Raw genomic sequence first — 17,845 nt, forward strand, 5'->3', positions numbered from 1 at the left:
CGTGGCCCGCATCGTTCTGAAAATCGACGTCGATACGCTGCGCGGCACGCGCGAGGGCGTGCCCAACCTCGGGCGTCTGCTCGACAAGTACAGCGCCCGCGCGACGTTCCTCTTCAGCCTCGGCCCGGATCACACCGGCTGGGCGCTGCGGCGCGTCTTCCGGCCGGGCTTTCTGAAGAAGGTGTCGCGCACGTCGGTGGCCGAGCACTACGGCGTGAAGACGCTCATGTACGGCGTGCTGCTGCCGGGGCCGGACATCGGGCGGGAAGCGGTGTCGGAAATGCGCGCCATCCACGAGGCCGGCTTCGAATGCGGCATCCATACGTGGGATCACGTCTACTGGCAGGACAACGTGCGCGGGCGCGATCGCGACTGGACCGTCGCGCAGATGCAGCAGAGCCATGCGCGTTTCATCGAGATTTTCGGCGGGCCGCCCGTCACGCACGGCGCGGCCGGCTGGCAGATGAACGGCTACGCGTTCGAACAGATCGACGCATGGGGCATGCGCTACGCATCCGACGGGCGCGGCCACACGCCGTACATCCCCGTGCTCGATGGCCGCACGCTGAATCACATCCAGATGCCCACCACGCTGCCGACGCTCGACGAAGTGCTCGGCGTGGACGGCGTCGACGAAAGCAATGTCGCGGCGCACGTGCTGCGCCACACGGCGAACAATCCGCACGATCAGGTGTTCACGCTGCACGCCGAGCTCGAAGGCCAGAAGCTCGCGCCCGTGTTCGAGCAACTGCTGGCCGGCTGGCGCGCGCAGGGACACAGCTTCGCCACGATGGGCGACTACCATGCGACGCTGGACCGCTTGTCGCTGCCCACGTACCCTGTGACGTGGGGCGAAATTCCGGGCCGCGCGGGCGAACTCATCGTCCAGCCGGGCTGAAGCGGCGCGTGGCCGCTTGCGAATCGCCCCCGTTTTTCTCACCAACAAACCAGAACAACCGGAGAAACCTACGTGTCAGTTGCAGTCGACCAGCCCGTTCCCGATTTCACCGCACCCGCGACGGGTGGCGAGTTCACCCTGTCCTCCTTGCGCGGCAGGAAAGTCGTGCTTTTCTTCTACCCGAAGGACAACACGCCGGGCTGCACGACCGAAAGCCTGGGGTTTCGCGACCACTACGATCAGTTCAGAGCGGCCGGCGCGGAAGTGGTCGGGATTTCGCGTGACAGCGTGAAATCGCACGACAACTTCAAGGCGAAGCTGGAGCTGCCGTACACACTGGTTTCCGATAGCGACGAAGCCATCTGCTCGCTCTTCGATGTCATCAAAATGAAGAAAATGTATGGCAAGGAAGTGCGTGGCGTGGAGCGCTCGACCTTCCTCGTCGACGCGAAAGGCGTGCTTCGGCGCGAGTTCCGCGGCGTCAAGGTGCCAGGCCACGTAGCGGCGATCGTCGAGGCTGTACAAGCGATTTGAGGCACGTTATATTGGTTCGCAATGAGCGCCTGTCCTCCCCATTTCCTTTCGTTTAGCGCGAGCCGCCGTGTACCCGCCGGTACGGTCGGCATGGATCCGGGCTATGTGGAGCCGGCAAGGGAAAGGCGCTCTGAAGTTGAAGTCAGCCGCTGGTTCCGGTAGTCGGAACGGCGGCTTTTTTATTTGGCGTCGCACAAAAGCCACGGTTGATCGGCTCGCGCGCGATGTGTTGCACGCAACCTCCAAGGAGCAGATCGAAACTTAGGCGAACCGGCGTTTTCGACAACGAAGCGCGCCACCGGGCGCAAACTGCGGGAACCGTTCGCTTCGAGGGCGTACGAGCAGGATGCGACAGGCGGCGCACGATACACGACCCGATTCCTTTCGAGGGAACACCATGCCTTTGCCTACCGCCCCAACCAAGCTCGGCCATCTCCTTCCGGCTGAAGAATACAAGGCCAAAGCCCGGCCTTCGAAACAGTCGAAAAAACAGGCTACGGCGAGCGATGACGACGCCTACGGCGCGGCCGAGACCGTCGCCGCCGAGCGTCCCGCCACGAACGCGGCGCACACGCTGCGCTCGATCGCGAGCGAGGTGCTGACCCAGATTCCGGCCGAACCGCACGTTGAAGCGGTCGTGCCGCCGCCTGCGCCGGGCACCGTGCCCGTGCGCGGCCGAAAATCGAAACAGACCGCGGCGCTCCTGCAGCCCGCGCCGGCTGCGCGCGCCACGCCGGAACCTGTCGAAGCCCGCTCCGAGCGCGCCGAAACGCCCGTCGCGACCGAAGCACCCGCGCCCGCCACGGCGCGGGACACGCGCGCACAGAACAAACGCCGCAAGGGCACGGCGGCCGAAGCCGAACTGCGCAAGCTTTTCGTGCTCGACACCAATGTGCTGATGCACGACCCGAGCTCGCTCTTCCGCTTCGAGGAACACGACGTCTATCTGCCGATGATGACGTTGGAAGAACTCGACAACCACAAGAAGGGCATGTCGGAAGTGGCGCGCAACGCGCGTCAGGTGAGCCGCACGCTCGATGCGCTCGTCGCGCACGCGGGCAATGCCAGCAAGATGGCCGAAGGCCTGCCGCTCGCCGCGCAAGGCAATCGCGACGCGCTCGGCCGTCTCTACTTCCAGACGACGCTCACGGACATCGAGCCGGTGGAAGGCTTGCCGGTCGGCAAGGCGGACAACCAGATTCTCGGCGTCGTGCGCGCGTTGCAGAAGGAACGGCCGGATCGCCAGGTCGTGCTGGTGTCGAAAGACATCAACATGCGCATCAAGGCGCATGCGCTCGGCCTGCCCGCCGAAGACTACTTCAACGATCAGGTTCTGGAAGACAAGGATCTGCTCTACTCGGGCGTGCGCGCGCTGCCGCAGGACTTCTGGACCAAGCACGCGAAGGGCATGGAGAGCTGGCAGGACACCAAGACCGGCACGACGTATTACCGCGTGACCGGGCCGCTGTGTCCGTCGATGCTGGTCAACGAGTTCGTCTATCTCGAACCGCAGAACGGCGAGCCGTCGTTTCATGCGGTCGTGCGCGAGCTGAACGGCAAGACCGCGCTGCTGCAGACGCTGCGCGACTACGGTCATCACAAGAACAATGTGTGGGGCATCACCGCGCGCAATCGCGAGCAGAATTTCGCCCTCAATCTGTTGATGAATCCGGAAGTCGATTTCGTCACGCTGCTCGGTCAGGCCGGCACCGGCAAGACGCTGATGGCGCTCGCCGCCGGCCTCGCGCAAGTGCTCGACGACAAGCGCTACAACGAGATCATCGTGACGCGCGCGACGGTTCCGGTCGGCGAGGACATCGGTTTTCTGCCGGGCACGGAGGAAGAGAAGATGCAGCCGTGGATGGGCGCATTCGACGACAACCTCGAAGTCCTCCAGAAAACCGACGACGCCGCCGGCGAATGGGGCCGCGCCGCGACGCAGGAGCTGATCCGTTCGCGCCTGAAGGTGAAGAGCATGAACTTCATGCGCGGCCGCACGTTCGTCGACAAGTACGTGATCATCGACGAGGCGCAAAATCTGACGCCGAAGCAGATGAAAACGCTCGTCACGCGCGCGGGTCCGGGCACGAAGATCATCTGTCTTGGCAATATCGCGCAGATCGACACGCCTTATCTGACGGAAGGCAGCTCGGGTCTCACGTATGTCGTCGATCGCTTCAAGGGCTGGACGCACAGCGGCCATGTGACGCTCGCGCGTGGTGAGCGCTCGCGTCTCGCCGATTACGCGTCGGACATTCTGTAGGCCCGGCATCATCGCGATGAAACGGCCCGGCGGAACGATCCGCCGGGCTTTTTTTTCATCTGAACGTTCCGCGGCGGCAACACTTACAGCGGAAACTTCATGTAAATCCTCAAGACATCTTGCCGCACGCCCGTGGCACGGATTAGTATCGGCACACTGTCCTTCCGGGCGAGCTTTCGCTCGTCTATTTCAATGCGTCGAATCTGGCTACCGCTTTTCGTTACCGTGCTGCTCGCCGCGTGTGGAACCGCGCCGCAGCAGGCCACGCGCAAGCCCGCCGCCAGCACGAGCGCCAACCGCACTTACAGTCCTTCGCCCGGCTTTCCGAATTTCGTCGATCACAGTGTCGGGCGCGAGGAAATCTCCATTCAGGCGATGTCGCTCGTCGGCGTGCCCTACCGCTGGGGCGGCAACACGCCCGATGCAGGCTTCGATTGCAGCGGGCTCGTGCGATATGTCGTCGACCGCGCGGCATCGGTGAATCTGCCGCGCACGACCGCCGATATGAGTTCGCGCGGTGAATCCGTCGAACCGGATGAGATCGCGCCGGGCGACCTGATCTTCTTCAATACGACCGGACGGCCGCATTCGCACGTCGGCATCTATGTCGGCAAGCTGCGCTTCGTGAATGCGCCATCGACGGGCGGCACCGTGCGGCTCGACTATCTGACGAACCCGTATTGGGCGAAGCGTTTCGATGGCATCCGCCGCGTCGCGCCGCCGAAAGCCGCGCCTGCGCCGTTCGATGCGCCGACCTACATCGCGTCGCCCGCTCCCGTCCAGACGCCTGTGCCTGTGCCTGTGCCTGTGCCTGAGCCCGCGCCCGCGCCCGCTCCGGCGAACGCGGATGCCTTCGAGCCGCCGCCTTCGACGCTCAACGCGGCGCAACGTCAGGCCCGGGCCGCGGGCGCCACGACACCGAGCGTCGCGACGATGAATGCATCGTCCGATCCGATTCAGGCGGCCGCCGACGCCTTCGAGCCGCCCGTGCGCGTCATGCGCGCCTCCACCGGCTCGCTCGCCGCACCCCGCCCCGCGCAGAACGACGATCCCATCGCCCGCTTCGCCACCGGCACGAACTGACGCGCGCTGCGCGTCTCTGCTATCGTGTTCGGATCATCTTCGACGGAGCGCAACACCATGGACTTGGGACTCGCGGGCAAGGTCGTCCTGATCACCGGCGGCAGCAAGGGAATCGGATTCGCATGCGCCAAAGCGTTCGCGAGCGAAGGCGCGAAGGTCGCGATCGTTTCGCGCGATGCCGCGAATCTCGCCCGCGCCCGGGAGCAACTGGCGAGCGACGGCTATCACGTGCATCTTGCGCGCGCGGATTTGCACGAAGCGCACAGCGCCGAGGATGTCGTCGAGGAAGCGAGCGCCGCGCTCGGACCGATCGATATTCTCATCAACAGCGCCGGCGCCGCCCGCCGCTACGATCCCGATACGCTCGATGCCGCCGCCTACAAGGCCGCCATGGACGCCAAGTATTTCGCCTACGTCTATCCGCAGCAGGTCGTGCTGAAGCGCATGGCCGAGCGCCTTCGCAACGACCCGAACGCCGAGCCTGGCGCGATCGTCAATATCGTGGGAATGGGCGGGAAGATCGCGACTGACATTCATATCGCGGGCGGCGCGGCCAATGCGGCGCTGATGCTCAACACCGTCGGACTCGCGCATCATTACGCGAAACTGGGCATCCGCATCAACGCGATCAATCCCGGCGCGACGCTCACGGAGCGCGTCGAGGAAGCGCTCGAACTGGAGGCGCAGCGGCAAGGCGTGACGCGCGATCAGGTGCTCGCCGACAGCCAGGCCAAAGTGCCGCTCGGACGTTACGCGAAACCGGAGGAAATCGCCGACGTGGCGCTCTTTCTGGCAAGCCGCCGCGCGAGTTACGTGTCGGGCGCGATCATTCCGATGGACGGAGTGTCGTCGCCGATCATCTGACGCGCTGCGGGCCCGGAACAAGCCCGCAGGCGGAACGAATCAAAGGAAGCGGTGGCCGATCCACCAGCCGGCTGCCGCCAGCGCGGCGGATGCGGGAATGGTCAGAATCCATGCCCACACGATATTGCCCGCGACGCCCCAGCGCACTGCGCTGAACTTCTGCGTCGCGCCAACGCCGACGATCGCGCCGGTGATCGTATGCGTCGTCGACACGGGAATGCCGAGGAAGGACGCGACGAAAAGCGTGATCGCCCCGCCCGTCTCCGCGCAAAATCCGCCGACGGGCTTCAGCTTCGTGATCTTCTGGCCCATCGTGCGCACGATGCGCCAGCCGCCGAAGAGCGTGCCGAGACCCATCGACAGATAGCACAGGCCGATCACCCAGATCGGCGGCGCATCGGCGGTGGCGGACGCATAGCCGGTCGCGATCAGCAGCATCCAGATGATGCCGATGGTCTTCTGTGCATCGTTGCCGCCGTGGCCGAGCGAATACAGCCCCGCCGAGACGAGCTGCATGCGGCGGAAACGCCGGTCGACCTTGGACGGCGGCGTGCGGAAATACAGCCACGACACGAGCAGCATGAAGAACGAGCCGAGCACGAAGCCGAGCAGCGGCGAGATGAAAATGAACGCGACCGTCTTCAGCAGTCCGTCCCAGTTGAGCGATCCCCAGCCCGACTTCGCGAGCGCCGCGCCGACGAGGCCGCCGATGAGCGCGTGCGACGAACTCGAGGGAATGCCGTAGATCCAGGTGACGATGTTCCAGCCGATCGCGCCGACGAGCGCACCGAAGATGACGTAGTGATCGACGATTCCCGGATCGATCGTGCCTTTGCCAACGGTGGCGGCGACTTTCAGGTGAAAGATGAAATACGCGATGACGTTGAACGCGGCGGCAAACGCGACGGCCTGCTGCGGCTTCAGCACGCCGGTCGAGACGACCGTGGCGATGGAATTGGCAGCGTCGTGAAAGCCGTTCATGAAGTCGAACGCGAGCGCGACGATGACGAGCAAGGAGACTGCCCAAATGGCGAGTTGAATCGAATGCATCAGTTGGTGTTGTTTTGCCCGGTCATGAAAAACAATGCCGGTTTGTCGTCCCGGTTTGATCGTGTCCCGCCGCGCGCGGGCCTGCCGCGCGCCGGGGGCTCGGACGGCTAGGTCAGGCGTTTTCCAGCACGATGCCTTCGATGATGTTCGCGACGTCTTCGCACTTGTCGGTGATCGTCTCGAGCAACTCGTAAATCGCCTTCAGCTTGATGAGCGTCTTGACGTCGTCTTCCTCGCGGAAGAGTTTCGACATGGCCGAGCGCAGCACGCGGTCGGCATCCGACTCCAGACGGTCGATTTCCTCGCAAATCTTCAGGATCTCGCTCGCGCGCTTCATGTCCGCCAGCAATTCGACCGCCTTCTGCACGCGCGTGACCGTGCCCGTGCAGATGTGCGCGAGCTGGCTCGCTTCCGACGTCACGGCACGCACGTCGTACAGCGAAATGGCCGTGGCGACGTCCTCCATCAGATCGAGGATGTCGTCCATCGTCGTGATGAGCTTGTGAATTTCGTCGCGGTCGAGCGGCGTGATGAACGTCTTGTGCAGCAGGTCGATGGTCTCGTGCGTGAGCTTGTCGGCGCGCTTTTCGTTCGCCTGCACGTTCTGCTTGTGAACCTCGGCTTCGTCGAGGTTGTCGATCAGCAGCTCGAGCTCGCGGCTCGCGTCGACCATGCACTTTGCGTGCGCGTTGAAGATCTCGAAAAATTTGCCCTCGGTGGGCATGAAACGACCGAACATGAAAATCCCGATAAATGGGTCAATCTGAGTCAGACATCAAACTGACATATTGTACCTGCGCGCACTTGCCGGCGCACCGCGCGCATCTGACGCGCGGCTGCGACGGTGGCGGACTCTTGACAGCGGATGCGGTGGATGAGTTATTCGCCGCCGTAGAAGTTTTGCGCGCCGGCGAAGTTGTCGAACTTCGTGTATTGACCGTGGAACGTCAGACGAACTGGGCCGATCGGGCCGTTACGCTGCTTGCCGATGATGATTTCCGCCGTGCCCTTGTCGGGGCTGTCGGGGTTGTAGACTTCATCGCGATAGATGAAGAGGATCACGTCCGCGTCCTGTTCGATAGCGCCCGATTCCCGCAAGTCCGACATGATCGGCCGCTTGTTCGGACGTTGCTCGAGACCACGATTCAACTGCGACAACGCGATCACGGGCACGTCGAGTTCCTTGGCGAGACTCTTGAGCGAACGCGAGATTTCGGAGATCTCGGTCGCACGGTTTTCGCCGCCGCCCGAACCCGACATCAGCTGCAGATAATCGACGATGATCAGCCCGAGCTTGCCGCATTGCCGCGACAGACGCCGCGCGCGCGAGCGCAGCTCCATCGGATTCAGGCCGCCGGTTTCATCGATGAAAAGTTGCGCCTCGCTCATTTTTTGCACGGCGTGCGTGAGCTTCGGCCAATCCTCGTCCGTGAGACGGCCCGTACGCATGCGATGCTGGTCCAGCCGGCCGACGGAGCCGAGCATACGCATGGTCAGTTGCGTGCCGGGCATTTCCATCGAGAACACCGCGACCGGCAAACCGTACTCCACCGCCACGTATTCGCCGATGTTCATCGAGAAAGCCGTCTTACCCATCGACGGGCGCCCCGCTACGATGATCAGTTCGCCGCCGTGCATACCCGAGGTCATGCGGTCGAGGTCGACGAAGCCCGTGGGCGTGCCGGTCACGTCGCTTGGATTGGCGGTGTGATACAGCGTGTCGATACGCTCCACGACCTGCGTCAAGAGCGGCCCGATCTCCAGAAAACCCTGCGTGCCGCGCGCGCCGTCTTCGGCGATCGAGAACACGCGCGCTTCGGCTTCGTCGAGAATCTGACGGACTTCCTTGCCTTGCGGATTGAACGCATCGGCGGAGATTTCATCGGCGACGGACACAAGGCGGCGCAGCACCGCGCGATCGCGCACGATTTCCGCGTAGCGGCGGATATTCGCCGCGCTCGGCGTGTTCTGCGCCAGCGCGTTCAGATACGCGAGCCCGCCCACTTCCTCGGCCTTGCCGGCCATCGTGAGCGCTTCGTAGACGGTGATGACGTCCGCCGGGCGCGTTGAGGCGATCAGCTTGCCGATGTGCTCGTAAATGATGCGATGGTCATAGCGATAGAAATCGCTCTGATGCATCAGGTCGGCGATGCGGTCCCATGCGGCGTTGTCCAGCAGCAGGCCGCCGATCACGGATTGTTCGGCTTCGATCGAATGAGGCGGGACCTTCAGCGCGTCGAGTTGCGGGTCTTTGGACGGTGCGTTCATGGGGTGGAATTATCGATGAATTCGGCGCGTAGGAACAACGCTCAGACAAATAAAAAAGGCAGGAACCTCGACGGTTCCTGCCCTTCTTTCCTGCGCTGCGAGGTGCGAGGCCTCGCCTGAAACTTACGCGTGCTCGCCGAGCACCGACACCGTGACGTCGACCAGCACGTCCGTGTGCAGCGCCACTTGAACCGGATGATCGCCGACCATCTTGATCGGGCCTTGCGGCAGACGCACTTGCGCCTTTTCCACTTCCGCGAAGCCTTGCTTCTTCAGCGCGTCAGCGATGTCCGCGTTCGTGACCGAACCGAACAGACGGCCGTCGACGCCAGCCTTCTGGCCGATCTGAACCGTGAAACCGTTCAGCTTTTCGCCTTGAGCTTCAGCAGCCTTCAGCTTCTCGGCAGCGACCTTTTCGAGTTCGGCGCGGCGCACTTCGAATTCAGCGATTGCGTCCTTGGTCGCGCGGCGAGCCTTCTTGCCGGGGATCAGGAAGTTACGTGCGTAGCCGTCCTTGACCTTGACGATATCGCCGAGGTTGCCCAGGTTGACGACTTTTTCCAAAAGAATGATTTGCATTTTTGGCTTTCCTTAGTGCGTCGTCTGATTAGGCCTTGTGCAGGTCGGTGTACGGCAGGAGCGCGAGGAAACGCGCGCGCTTGATTGCCGTGTCGAGCTGGCGCTGATAGTGCGCCTTCGTGCCAGTCAGACGAGCCGGCGTGATCTTGCCGTTTTCGCCGATGAAGTCCTTCAGCGTTTCCGTGTCCTTGTAGTCGATGTACTCGACACCGGCTGCCGTGAAACGGCAGAACTTCTTGCGCTTGAAGAGCGGGTTTTGTTGCTGACGACGCTTGTCGAATTTCTTACCAGTCGGGCGGGGCATGATTAGTCCTTTCCAATGTCCTGCAATTCTGTGATGTGAAACACCAGGGTTCGTGCGTTACGGCTTCTCTTCGCCAGAAAGCCGGTGAAGCGTGTTTCGACGCCCATCGGACAGCTTTCCAGTCTGCCGCTCGCTTCGCCGGCCGCGACCGCCTGCAGGGTCAGTTCGATTTTCCGGGCGATGCCCGCCTCGACGACTTCTGCCGCGTGTTGCAACGTGCAGCTTGCGATGGGAATCCCGGCGGGCGTGTACCGCACCGGTTCGCGTTCCACGACGCTTGCTGTCAGTTGCAGCCGGTTCACTTAAAGTGTTCGTTCCTGGTGGCTTGACAGTTCGAAACTGTCCTTAAGCCTGCGCTTCGGACGGCTGGCTAGCCGCCTTCTTGGCTTCTTCGCGCTGCACTTCCTTCATCATCGGCGACGGGCCGGTTTCGGCCTTCTTCATCTTGACGATGAGGTGACGCAGAACGGCGTCGTTGAACTTGAATGCGTGCTCCAGCTCTTCGAGCGTGGTCTGGTCGCATTCGATGTTCATGCAGACGTAGTGAGCCTTCGCGAGTTTCTCGATCATGTAGGCCAGCTGGCGGCGGCCCCAGTCCTCGATGCGGTGGATCTGGCCACCGTGCGACGTGATCGTGCTCTTGTAGCGCTCGATCATTGCGGGCACTTGCTCGCTCTGATCGGGATGCACGATAAAGACGATTTCGTAATGACGCATATTCACTCCTTGTGGATTAAAGCCACCCGGGCGTCGGACCGGTGCGGCAAGTGAGAAGCCAAACAGTATATACCTGGCTGACATCTATGCGCAAGGCTTTGGCTGGGTTTTCAAGCACTTAGCCCGTATGCGCCGGCTCGGCGTGCGGTTCGCCCGGAAGCGTCAGCCGGCGGCTCCAGTAACCCGGCTGCGCGTAAATTTCCTTAAGGTAATCAATGAAATAGCGCACTCTTGCCGGTACGTAACGCTGCTGCGGATAGACGGCGAGAATGTCATAGTCGGGAAGCTCGAAATCGTCGAGGACGGTTTCCAGTTCGCCCGATTCCAGTTGCCGCTGGATTTCCCACGTCGAACGCCAGCCCAGACCGAGGCCCTCCGACGCCCAGCGATGCAGCAACTCGCCGTCGTTGCAGTCGAGATTGCCCGTCACGCGCACCGTCACGACCTTGCCATTGCGCCGGAAATACCAGCCGCGGTTCTGTCCGCCCTGCAGATTGAACGCGAGACAGTTGTGATTCGGCAGGTCTTCGAGCGTCTTCGGCCGCCCGTGCTTCCTGAAATACGCAGGCGTGCCGCACACGACGCGCCGGTTGCTCGCGAGCTTCACCGCGACGAAATTCGGATCGACCGCCCCGCCGATGCGAATCGACAGATCGTAGCCCTCGCGCACCAGATCGACGACGCGATCGGTCAGATTGAACGACATCTGCAATTCAGGCTTGTCACGCACGAACGGCGGCGCGTGCGGCGCGACGTGCATGCGCCCGAACGCGGCCGGCGCCGACACGATCAGATGCCCGCCCACCGCGCGCCGGCCTGCGGCGAGCTCGTTTTCCGCCTGATCCCAGTCGGCGAGCAGGTTCTTGCAGCGGTCGAGAAACGCCGCGCCTTCTTCGCTCACGACGAGCCGCCGCGTCGAACGATACATCAGCTTCACGCCAAGGCGCTTCTCGAGTGCGTCGATGCGCCGTCCGAGAATCACGGGCGACACGCCCTCCTCCAGCGCCGCCGCGGCGAGGCTTCCCGCCTCAGCCACGCGCACGAAGGTTTCTATCTGCTTGAAGCGGTCCATCTCGCGTCTCCCGCCAATGCCCCATCAATCGGGCATTCGGTACTTTTTGTTTGGAAAAAAGCGACTACCGCTGATCTTATCAAACCTTTTTCACAGACTTAAAGTGGAACGGAACCCTGCTTGAATGCAGACAGCGATTTCGGATAGAGACCCCCAGGAAGGAGACAATCATGCCCAAGATGAGAGCCGTCGACGCAGCCGTCCTCGTGCTGGAAAAAGAAGGAATCGATACCGCGTTCGGTGTGCCGGGCGCGGCCATCAACCCGTTCTACTCGGCGATGAAGAAGTCGGGCGGCATCAGCCACGTGCTCGCGCGTCACGTCGAAGGCGCATCGCACATGGCCGAAGGTTATACCCGCGCGGCGCCGGGCAACATCGGTGTGTGCATCGGCACGTCGGGCCCGGCCGGCACGGACATGATCACCGGCCTCTACTCGGCTCAGGCCGATTCGATCCCCATTCTCGCGATCACCGGCCAGGCGCCGCGCGCGCGTCTGTACAAGGAAGATTTCCAGGCCGTCGATATCGAATCGATCGCCAAGCCCGTCACGAAATGGGCCGTCACGGTGCGCGAACCGGCGCTCGTGCCGCGCGTGTTCCAGCAGGCGTTTCACCTGATGCGCTCGGGCCGTCCGGGTCCGGTGCTGGTCGACCTGCCGATCGACGTGCAGATGGCCGAAATCGAATTCGACATCGACACCTACGAGCCGCTGCCGGTCTACAAGCCGAAAGCGACGCGCGCGCAGGTCGAGAAGGCGCTCACGATGCTCAACGACGCCGAGAAGCCGTTGATCGTCTCGGGCGGCGGCGTGCTGAACGCGGCGGCGGAAGACCTGCTCGTGCAGTTCGCGGAAACGCTCGGCGTGCCCGTCATTCCGACGCTCATGTCGTGGGGCGCGATCCCCGACGATCACCCGCTCATGGCCGGCATGGTCGGCTTGCAGACGTCGCACCGCTACGGCAACGCGACGATGCTCGCCTCCGATTTCGTGCTCGGCATCGGCAACCGCTGGGCGAATCGTCACACGGGCAGCGTCGAGGTTTACACCAAGGGCCGTAAGTTCGTGCACGTGGATATCGAGCCGACGCAGATCGGCCGCGTGTTCGGACCGGATCTCGGCATCGTGTCGGATGCGAAGGCCGCGCTCGAACTGTTCGTCGACGTGGCGAAGGAATGGAAGGCTGCCGGCAAGCTGAAGGATCGCGGCGCGTGGGTTGCGGACTGCCAGCAGCGCAAGCGCACCCTGCAGCGCAAGACGCACTTCGACAATGTGCCGATGAAGCCGCAGCGCGTCTACGAAGAGATGAACCTCGCGTTCGATCGCGACACCTGCTTCGTGACGACGATCGGTCTTTCGCAGATCGCGGGCGCGCAGTTCCTGCACGTGTTCAAGGCGCGCAACTGGATCAACTGCGGTCAGGCCGGCCCGCTCGGCTGGACGATCCCTGCCGCGCTCGGCGTGCGTGCGGCGGACCCGCAACGCAAGATCGTCGCGCTGTCGGGCGACTATGACTTCCAGTTCATGATCGAAGAACTCGCGGTCGGCGCGCAATTCAAGCTGCCCTACGTGCACGTGGTCGTGAACAACTCGTATCTCGGCCTGATCCGTCAGGCGCAGCGCGGCTTCGAGATGGACTACTGCGTGCAGCTCGCGTTCGACAACATCAACGCGCCTGAACTCGAAGGCTACGGCGTGGATCACGTCGCGGTCGCCGAAGGCCTCGGCTGCAAGGCACTGCGCGTGTTCAAGCCGGAAGACATCGCGCCGGCGCTCAAGAAGGCGCAAGCGCTGGCCGCCGAACATCAGGTGCCGGTCGTCGTCGAGATGATTCTCGAACGCGTGACCAACATCGCGATGGGCACCGAGATCGACGCGATCAACGAGTTCGAGGAACTCGCCGAAACGAAGGCAGACGCACCGACCGCCGTCACGCCGCTCGACTGAGAAGCGCCGCCGCGCGTTCATCCAAGGAACGCGCGGCGTGCATCCGCTGACCGACCATCAGGAAAGAACAATGCCGAAATTTGCCGCGAATTTGACCATGCTGTTCAACGAAGTCCCGTTCCTCGACCGCTTCGCCGCGGCCGCGAATGCGGGCTTCAAGGCGGTCGAGTTCCTGTTTCCTTACGCCTTCTCGACCAGCGATATCCAGAAGCGCCTGAAGGACAACGACTTGCGGATCGTGCTGCATAACCTGCCCGCCGGCAACTGGGAAGCGGGCGAGCGCGGCATCGCGTGTCTGCCGGACCGTGTCGCCGAATTCCGCGAAGGCGTGCCGCGCGCGATCGAGTACGCGAAGGCGCTGAATGTGCCGCAACTGAACTGCCTCGTCGGCATTCCGGCGGCGGGCGTGTCGGCGGAACAGGCGCGCGCGACCATCATCGAAAATTTGCGCTTCGCTGCCGATGCGCTGAAGAAAGAAGGCATCCGGCTGCTGGTCGAGCCGTGCAACTCGTATGACATTCCGGGCTTCGCGCTGAATCGGTCGAAGGAAGGACTGGATGTGATCCAGGCGGTCGGCTCGGACAATCTGTTCCTGCAGTACGACATCTATCACATGCAGCGCATGGAAGGCGAACTCGCCGCGACGATCAAGAAGAACCTGCCGAAGATCGCGCACATCCAGCTTGCCGACAACCCCGGCCGCAACGAGCCCGGCACGGGCGAGATCAACTATCCGTTCCTGTTCGCGCTGCTCGACGAGATCGGCTATCAAGGCTGGATCGGCTGCGAGTACAAGCCGCTCAACGGCACGGAGGCGGGCCTCGGCTGGCTGCAGAGCATCGGCGGCGTGAAGCAGGGCGCGACCGCTTAAACCAGACACATAGGAGGAGCTAGAAGTATGGCAACGATCGGTTTCATCGGCCTCGGCATCATGGGCGCGCACATGGCGCGCAATCTCATCAAGGGCGGCCACAAGCTCGTCGTGAACGGCAAGTTTCCGGTGCCGGACGATATCCGCGCGCAGACCCAAGTCGTCGCGGACTCGACCGCTGTGGCGCAGGAAAGCGAAATCGTCATCACGATGGTGCCGGACACGCCCGATGTCGCCAATGTGCTGTTCGCCGATGACGGCGTCGCGAAGGGTCTCACGAAGGGCAAGCTCGTGATCGACATGAGCTCGATCGCCCCGCTCGAGACGCAGGAGTTCGCGAAGAAAATCAACGCGCTCGGCTGCGACTATCTCGACGCACCGGTGTCCGGCGGCGAAGTCGGCGCACGTGAAGCGACGCTCACGATCATGGTCGGCGGCCCGGAGAAGTCGTTCGACATTGCGAAGCCGCTCTTCGAACTGATGGGCAAGAACATTTCGCTCATCGGCGATAACGGCGCGGGTCAAACGTGCAAGGTCGCGAACCAGATTATCGTCGCGTTGAACATCGAAGCCGTTGGCGAAGCGCTGCTCTTTGCGGCACGCTCGGGCGCCGATCCGGAGCGCGTGCGTAAGGCGCTGATGGGCGGTTTCGCATCGTCGCGCATTCTCGAAGTGCATGGCGAGCGCATGACGAAGCGCACATTCAATCCGGGCTTCCGTATCGAACTGCATCAGAAAGACTTGAATCTGGCGCTCGATGGCGCGCGCAAGATGGGCCTCGCCCTGCCCCACACCGCGAGCGCGCAGCAACTCTTCAGCGTGTGCGCGGCGAACGGCGGCAAGGCGTGGGATCACTCGGCGCTCGTGCGTGCGCTCGAGATCATGTCGAACTTCCAGGTGGCCGACGAGCCGCAGCAGACCAAAGCTGCTGCGTGATTCGCATCACCTGAACCGTGGGGCGTCCCGCGTATGGGCACGCGGGACAAATGCCGCTCTGGGCTGAGGGCGGCAAGTGGGGTCCGAGAAGCGGCACCCGGCGGTGCGCCGGGTAAGCCTTGGTCGGTCAGACGGTTTGTCGTCGGGTGTCCGCGTCGGATTGTTGCAAATTGCGTCCTTCATCTGACGCATGAGCGGTGCTAGAAATCCTTTTGTTGAAACTCAGAACTATCTGGTGGTCATCGCGACTAATCTGCCTAGACTTCGCGGGCCGTAACCACCGTTAATCAAGGAGTTGAACAATGGGCATTCTCAGCTTTATCAAGGAAGCAGGTGAGAAACTCTTCGGCGCAGTCACGCCGAGCGCAGAGGCGGCGCCCGCTGCCGCGCCGGTCGATGTCGCCGCGCTGAATCAGAAGGCGGGCGAAGCCATCGCGGCGTACATCCGTTCGCAAGGTCTCAACGCGGATAATCTCGATGTAAAATACGACGGCGCGTCGCATACGGTGACCGTGTCGGGTCAGGCGGCGGATCAGGCGACGAAGGAAAAGATTCTCGTTGCCGCGGGCAATGTGCAGCATGTCGATAAGGTCGACGATCAGTTGACCGTGCCGAATGCCGAGCCCGAGTCGCAGTATTACACCGTCGTGTCGGGTGACAATCTTTGGAAGATCGCCGAGAAGTATTACGGCAATGGTTCCAAGAACGATGTGATCTTCGAAGCCAACAAGCCGATGTTGAAAAGTCCGGACAAGATTTATCCGGGGCAAGTTTTGCGTATTCCGGCGGCGAGCTGATTCTTTTCTTCTTTTTCTCTTTTTCTCTTTTTCTCTTTTCTCGCCTTTCAAAACGCGGACCCTTGGTTCGCGTTTTTTGCTTTTTGCGTTTTTGCCAGATCCCGGCGAAACGCCCAAACCTCAGCCCAACGCCCCCAACCCCTCCAACAGCGTAGGAATCAACTCACTCACAGTCGGATGAATATGCATAGCCCGCTGCAGAGTCGTATAGGGCGCATCCGCATTCATGATATCGATGAACGTATGAATGGCTTCATCCCCTTCGATCCCGTAAATCGCAGCCCCTAAAAACCGCTGCGTTTGCGCATCGACGAGTGCCTTCATGAAGCCATCGGTCTCACCGCGCTCCCGAGCGCGCCCAACGCGTGACATCGGCATCGTGGCAATGAGCGCCTCGCGCCCGTCCTTGCGCACCTCTTCCTCACTCATCCCCACCCGAGCGAACGGCGGATCGACGAACACCGCATAAGCCATGATGCGCGTATCGACGCTTCGTGATTCCCCATCGAGCAAATTGGAAGCGATGATCTCGTAGTCATTCCACGACGTATGCGTGAACGCGCCGCGTCCGTTCACATCGCCCAACGCGTACACGCCATCCGCTTTGGTGCGCAATTGACCGTCGACATCGATCATGCCGTGCCTGTTCACCGCGATGCCAGCATGCTCCAGTCCCAGATCGTCGGTGTTCGGCGTGCGGCCCGTCGCGAACAAAAGATGCGACGCGTCGATAACTTCGTCACCATTGAAAACGCGCACGCCGCCTGCCAAAGGCTCCACGCGCGATAGCTGCGCGCCGAAGCGAAACTCGACGCCCTCTCGCACGAACACGTCCTGCATCGCGCGGGCGACGTCCTCATCCTCGCGCGTCAGGATGCGCTCGCCACGCACCAGCAACGTGACGCGGCTGCCGAAGCGCCGGAACATCTGCCCGAACTCCAGCGCGATATAGCTCGCCCCGACAATCACCAGATGCTCCGGCACTTCGGTCAGTTCGAGAATCGACGAATTGGTCAGATACGGCACGCGCCCGAGGCCATCGACATCCGGCACCACCGCGCGCGTGCCCGTGTTGATGAAAACGAGATCGGCATCGATCTGCTGCATCGAGCCGTCGTTCGCCTCGATCGCCAGCGCGCGCGGTCCCGTGAAGCGCGCGTGTCCATTGAACACGCTGAGGTTCTTCGTCGCGCGCAGCCACTTTTCGATGCCCGTGCGCGAGCCGCCGATCACCTCGTCCTTGCGCGCCTTCACGCGCGCCATGTCGATGCGGATATCGCCGCCGATCATCACGCCGTACTGCGCCGCCGTGCGCGCGACATGCGCGGCCCGCGCGCTCGCGACATAAGTCTTGGTCGGCGTGCAGCCGACGTTCACGCAGGTGCCGCCAAAAAGATGCCGCTCGATCACCGCCGTGTGCCTGCCGCTTTGCGCTAGCCGCACGGCCAGCGGCGAGCCGCCTTGCCCCGTGCCAATGACAACCGCATCGAAATGCTGTGACATGCTCGGTTCTCCCGGGTCTTTGCATACAAAACGCAAAAGACCATGCGAATGAAGCGGATGAAGAATGCAGCAGCTGGAATCGAAATGCATCTTACGCGCAACTCGTTGAGCGGGCAGAAAGCCGGTCCGATGCCCGCTGTGCGGACACGGGCATGGCGCG

The 17,845-nt window shown here is 62.5% G+C and carries 18 protein-coding genes; 9 read left to right on the forward strand and 9 right to left on the reverse strand.

The annotated features are described in order from the left end of the window. Window position 1 precedes the first annotated feature (1 nt). From AWB76_RS16810 to AWB76_RS16830, 5 genes are all read left to right on the forward strand, one after another. Complete coding sequence (locus AWB76_RS16810) at window positions 2–898, forward strand: polysaccharide deacetylase family protein (protein ID WP_061161255.1); 897 nt, start codon at window positions 2–4, stop codon at window positions 896–898. 72 nt (window positions 899–970) lie between these two features. Beyond that, entirely contained in the window at window positions 971–1,432 is a 462-nt protein-coding gene (locus AWB76_RS16815) for a peroxiredoxin (protein WP_061161256.1), read from the forward strand. Window positions 1,433–1,829: 397 nt separating this feature from the next. Next, on the forward strand, window positions 1,830–3,695 hold the full coding sequence (locus tag AWB76_RS16820; RefSeq protein WP_061161257.1) for a PhoH family protein: 1,866 nt from the start codon (window positions 1,830–1,832) through the stop codon (window positions 3,693–3,695). 192 nt (window positions 3,696–3,887) lie between these two features. After that, window positions 3,888–4,778: a C40 family peptidase gene (locus AWB76_RS16825; protein ID WP_061161258.1), complete on the forward strand. Its 891-nt coding sequence runs from the start codon at window positions 3,888–3,890 to the stop codon at window positions 4,776–4,778. A 57-nt stretch (window positions 4,779–4,835) separates the two neighbouring features. Next, a complete protein-coding gene (locus AWB76_RS16830; protein WP_061161259.1) occupies window positions 4,836–5,642 on the forward strand; it encodes an SDR family oxidoreductase in 807 nt (268 codons plus the stop codon). Window positions 5,643–5,681: 39 nt separating this feature from the next. Here AWB76_RS16830 and AWB76_RS16835 read toward each other — a convergent pair whose 3' ends face one another. The 8 genes from AWB76_RS16835 to AWB76_RS16870 all read right to left on the reverse strand — a co-directional run bounded on the left by AWB76_RS16835 (window position 5,682) and on the right by AWB76_RS16870 (window position 11,632). Further along, window positions 5,682–6,692 (reverse strand): inorganic phosphate transporter, encoded by a 1,011-nt coding sequence (locus AWB76_RS16835; RefSeq protein ID WP_061161260.1) that lies wholly within the window; start codon window positions 6,690–6,692, stop codon window positions 5,682–5,684. 112 nt (window positions 6,693–6,804) lie between these two features. After that, entirely contained in the window at window positions 6,805–7,431 is a 627-nt protein-coding gene (locus AWB76_RS16840) for a DUF47 domain-containing protein (protein WP_061161261.1), read from the reverse strand. 140 nt (window positions 7,432–7,571) lie between these two features. Continuing rightward, the gene (locus AWB76_RS16845) at window positions 7,572–8,960 is read right to left on the reverse strand and encodes a replicative DNA helicase (RefSeq protein ID WP_061161262.1); all 1,389 of its coding nucleotides are present in this window, start codon (window positions 8,958–8,960) and stop codon (window positions 7,572–7,574) included. A 123-nt stretch (window positions 8,961–9,083) separates the two neighbouring features. Then, window positions 9,084–9,539: a 50S ribosomal protein L9 gene (rplI, locus tag AWB76_RS16850; RefSeq protein WP_061161263.1), complete on the reverse strand. Its 456-nt coding sequence runs from the start codon at window positions 9,537–9,539 to the stop codon at window positions 9,084–9,086. Window positions 9,540–9,567: 28 nt separating this feature from the next. Beyond that, a complete protein-coding gene (gene rpsR / locus AWB76_RS16855) occupies window positions 9,568–9,843 on the reverse strand; it encodes a 30S ribosomal protein S18 (RefSeq protein ID WP_007000150.1) in 276 nt (91 codons plus the stop codon). 2 nt (window positions 9,844–9,845) lie between these two features. Then, window positions 9,846–10,145 (reverse strand): primosomal replication protein N, encoded by a 300-nt coding sequence (gene priB, locus AWB76_RS16860; protein ID WP_061161264.1) that lies wholly within the window; start codon window positions 10,143–10,145, stop codon window positions 9,846–9,848. A 43-nt stretch (window positions 10,146–10,188) separates the two neighbouring features. Then, the gene (gene rpsF / locus AWB76_RS16865) at window positions 10,189–10,560 is read right to left on the reverse strand and encodes a 30S ribosomal protein S6 (protein ID WP_061161265.1); all 372 of its coding nucleotides are present in this window, start codon (window positions 10,558–10,560) and stop codon (window positions 10,189–10,191) included. Window positions 10,561–10,678: 118 nt separating this feature from the next. Next, complete coding sequence (locus AWB76_RS16870; RefSeq protein ID WP_061161266.1) at window positions 10,679–11,632, reverse strand: LysR family transcriptional regulator; 954 nt, start codon at window positions 11,630–11,632, stop codon at window positions 10,679–10,681. A gap of 170 nt (window positions 11,633–11,802) precedes the next feature. Between AWB76_RS16870 and gcl the strand changes: the two genes are divergently transcribed. The 4 genes from gcl to lysM all read left to right on the forward strand — a co-directional run bounded on the left by gcl (window position 11,803) and on the right by lysM (window position 16,182). Beyond that, complete coding sequence (gene gcl, locus AWB76_RS16875; protein WP_061161267.1) at window positions 11,803–13,578, forward strand: glyoxylate carboligase; 1,776 nt, start codon at window positions 11,803–11,805, stop codon at window positions 13,576–13,578. Window positions 13,579–13,648: 70 nt separating this feature from the next. Next, window positions 13,649–14,449: a hydroxypyruvate isomerase gene (gene hyi, locus AWB76_RS16880; RefSeq protein ID WP_061161332.1), complete on the forward strand. Its 801-nt coding sequence runs from the start codon at window positions 13,649–13,651 to the stop codon at window positions 14,447–14,449. A gap of 27 nt (window positions 14,450–14,476) precedes the next feature. Continuing rightward, on the forward strand, window positions 14,477–15,385 hold the full coding sequence (locus AWB76_RS16885; protein ID WP_061161268.1) for a 2-hydroxy-3-oxopropionate reductase: 909 nt from the start codon (window positions 14,477–14,479) through the stop codon (window positions 15,383–15,385). Between the two features lie 302 nt (window positions 15,386–15,687). Continuing rightward, window positions 15,688–16,182 carry a peptidoglycan-binding protein LysM gene (gene lysM, locus AWB76_RS16890; protein WP_061161269.1) on the forward strand — a complete coding sequence of 165 codons (495 nt, stop codon included), beginning with the start codon at window positions 15,688–15,690 and terminating at the stop codon, window positions 16,180–16,182. Between the two features lie 120 nt (window positions 16,183–16,302). Here the strand turns inward: lysM and AWB76_RS16895 are convergent, their stop codons facing one another. Continuing rightward, the gene (locus tag AWB76_RS16895; RefSeq protein ID WP_061161270.1) at window positions 16,303–17,685 is read right to left on the reverse strand and encodes an FAD-containing oxidoreductase; all 1,383 of its coding nucleotides are present in this window, start codon (window positions 17,683–17,685) and stop codon (window positions 16,303–16,305) included. Window positions 17,686–17,845 lie beyond the last annotated feature (160 nt).

It is taken from the genome of Caballeronia temeraria (assembly GCF_001544795.2).
Lineage (GTDB): Bacteria > Pseudomonadota > Gammaproteobacteria > Burkholderiales > Burkholderiaceae > Caballeronia > Caballeronia temeraria.

Coding starts and splice junctions, on each gene's coding strand:
- AWB76_RS16820 (WP_061161257.1), top strand. CDS start 1,830: ATGCCTTTGCCTACCGCCCCAACCAAGCTCGGCCATCTCCTTCCGGCT.
- AWB76_RS16825 (WP_061161258.1), top strand. CDS start 3,888: ATGCGTCGAATCTGGCTACCGCTTTTCGTTACCGTGCTGCTCGCCGCG.
- AWB76_RS16830 (WP_061161259.1), top strand. CDS start 4,836: ATGGACTTGGGACTCGCGGGCAAGGTCGTCCTGATCACCGGCGGCAGC.
- AWB76_RS16835 (WP_061161260.1), bottom strand. CDS start 6,692: ATGCATTCGATTCAACTCGCCATTTGGGCAGTCTCCTTGCTCGTCATC.
- AWB76_RS16840 (WP_061161261.1), bottom strand. CDS start 7,431: ATGTTCGGTCGTTTCATGCCCACCGAGGGCAAATTTTTCGAGATCTTC.
- AWB76_RS16845 (WP_061161262.1), bottom strand. CDS start 8,960: ATGAACGCACCGTCCAAAGACCCGCAACTCGACGCGCTGAAGGTCCCG.
- rplI (WP_061161263.1), bottom strand. CDS start 9,539: ATGCAAATCATTCTTTTGGAAAAAGTCGTCAACCTGGGCAACCTCGGC.
- rpsR (WP_007000150.1), bottom strand. CDS start 9,843: ATGCCCCGCCCGACTGGTAAGAAATTCGACAAGCGTCGTCAGCAACAA.
- rpsF (WP_061161265.1), bottom strand. CDS start 10,560: ATGCGTCATTACGAAATCGTCTTTATCGTGCATCCCGATCAGAGCGAG.
- AWB76_RS16870 (WP_061161266.1), bottom strand. CDS start 11,632: ATGGACCGCTTCAAGCAGATAGAAACCTTCGTGCGCGTGGCTGAGGCG.
- gcl (WP_061161267.1), top strand. CDS start 11,803: ATGCCCAAGATGAGAGCCGTCGACGCAGCCGTCCTCGTGCTGGAAAAA.
- hyi (WP_061161332.1), top strand. CDS start 13,649: ATGCCGAAATTTGCCGCGAATTTGACCATGCTGTTCAACGAAGTCCCG.
- AWB76_RS16885 (WP_061161268.1), top strand. CDS start 14,477: ATGGCAACGATCGGTTTCATCGGCCTCGGCATCATGGGCGCGCACATG.
- lysM (WP_061161269.1), top strand. CDS start 15,688: ATGGGCATTCTCAGCTTTATCAAGGAAGCAGGTGAGAAACTCTTCGGC.
- AWB76_RS16895 (WP_061161270.1), bottom strand. CDS start 17,685: ATGTCACAGCATTTCGATGCGGTTGTCATTGGCACGGGGCAAGGCGGC.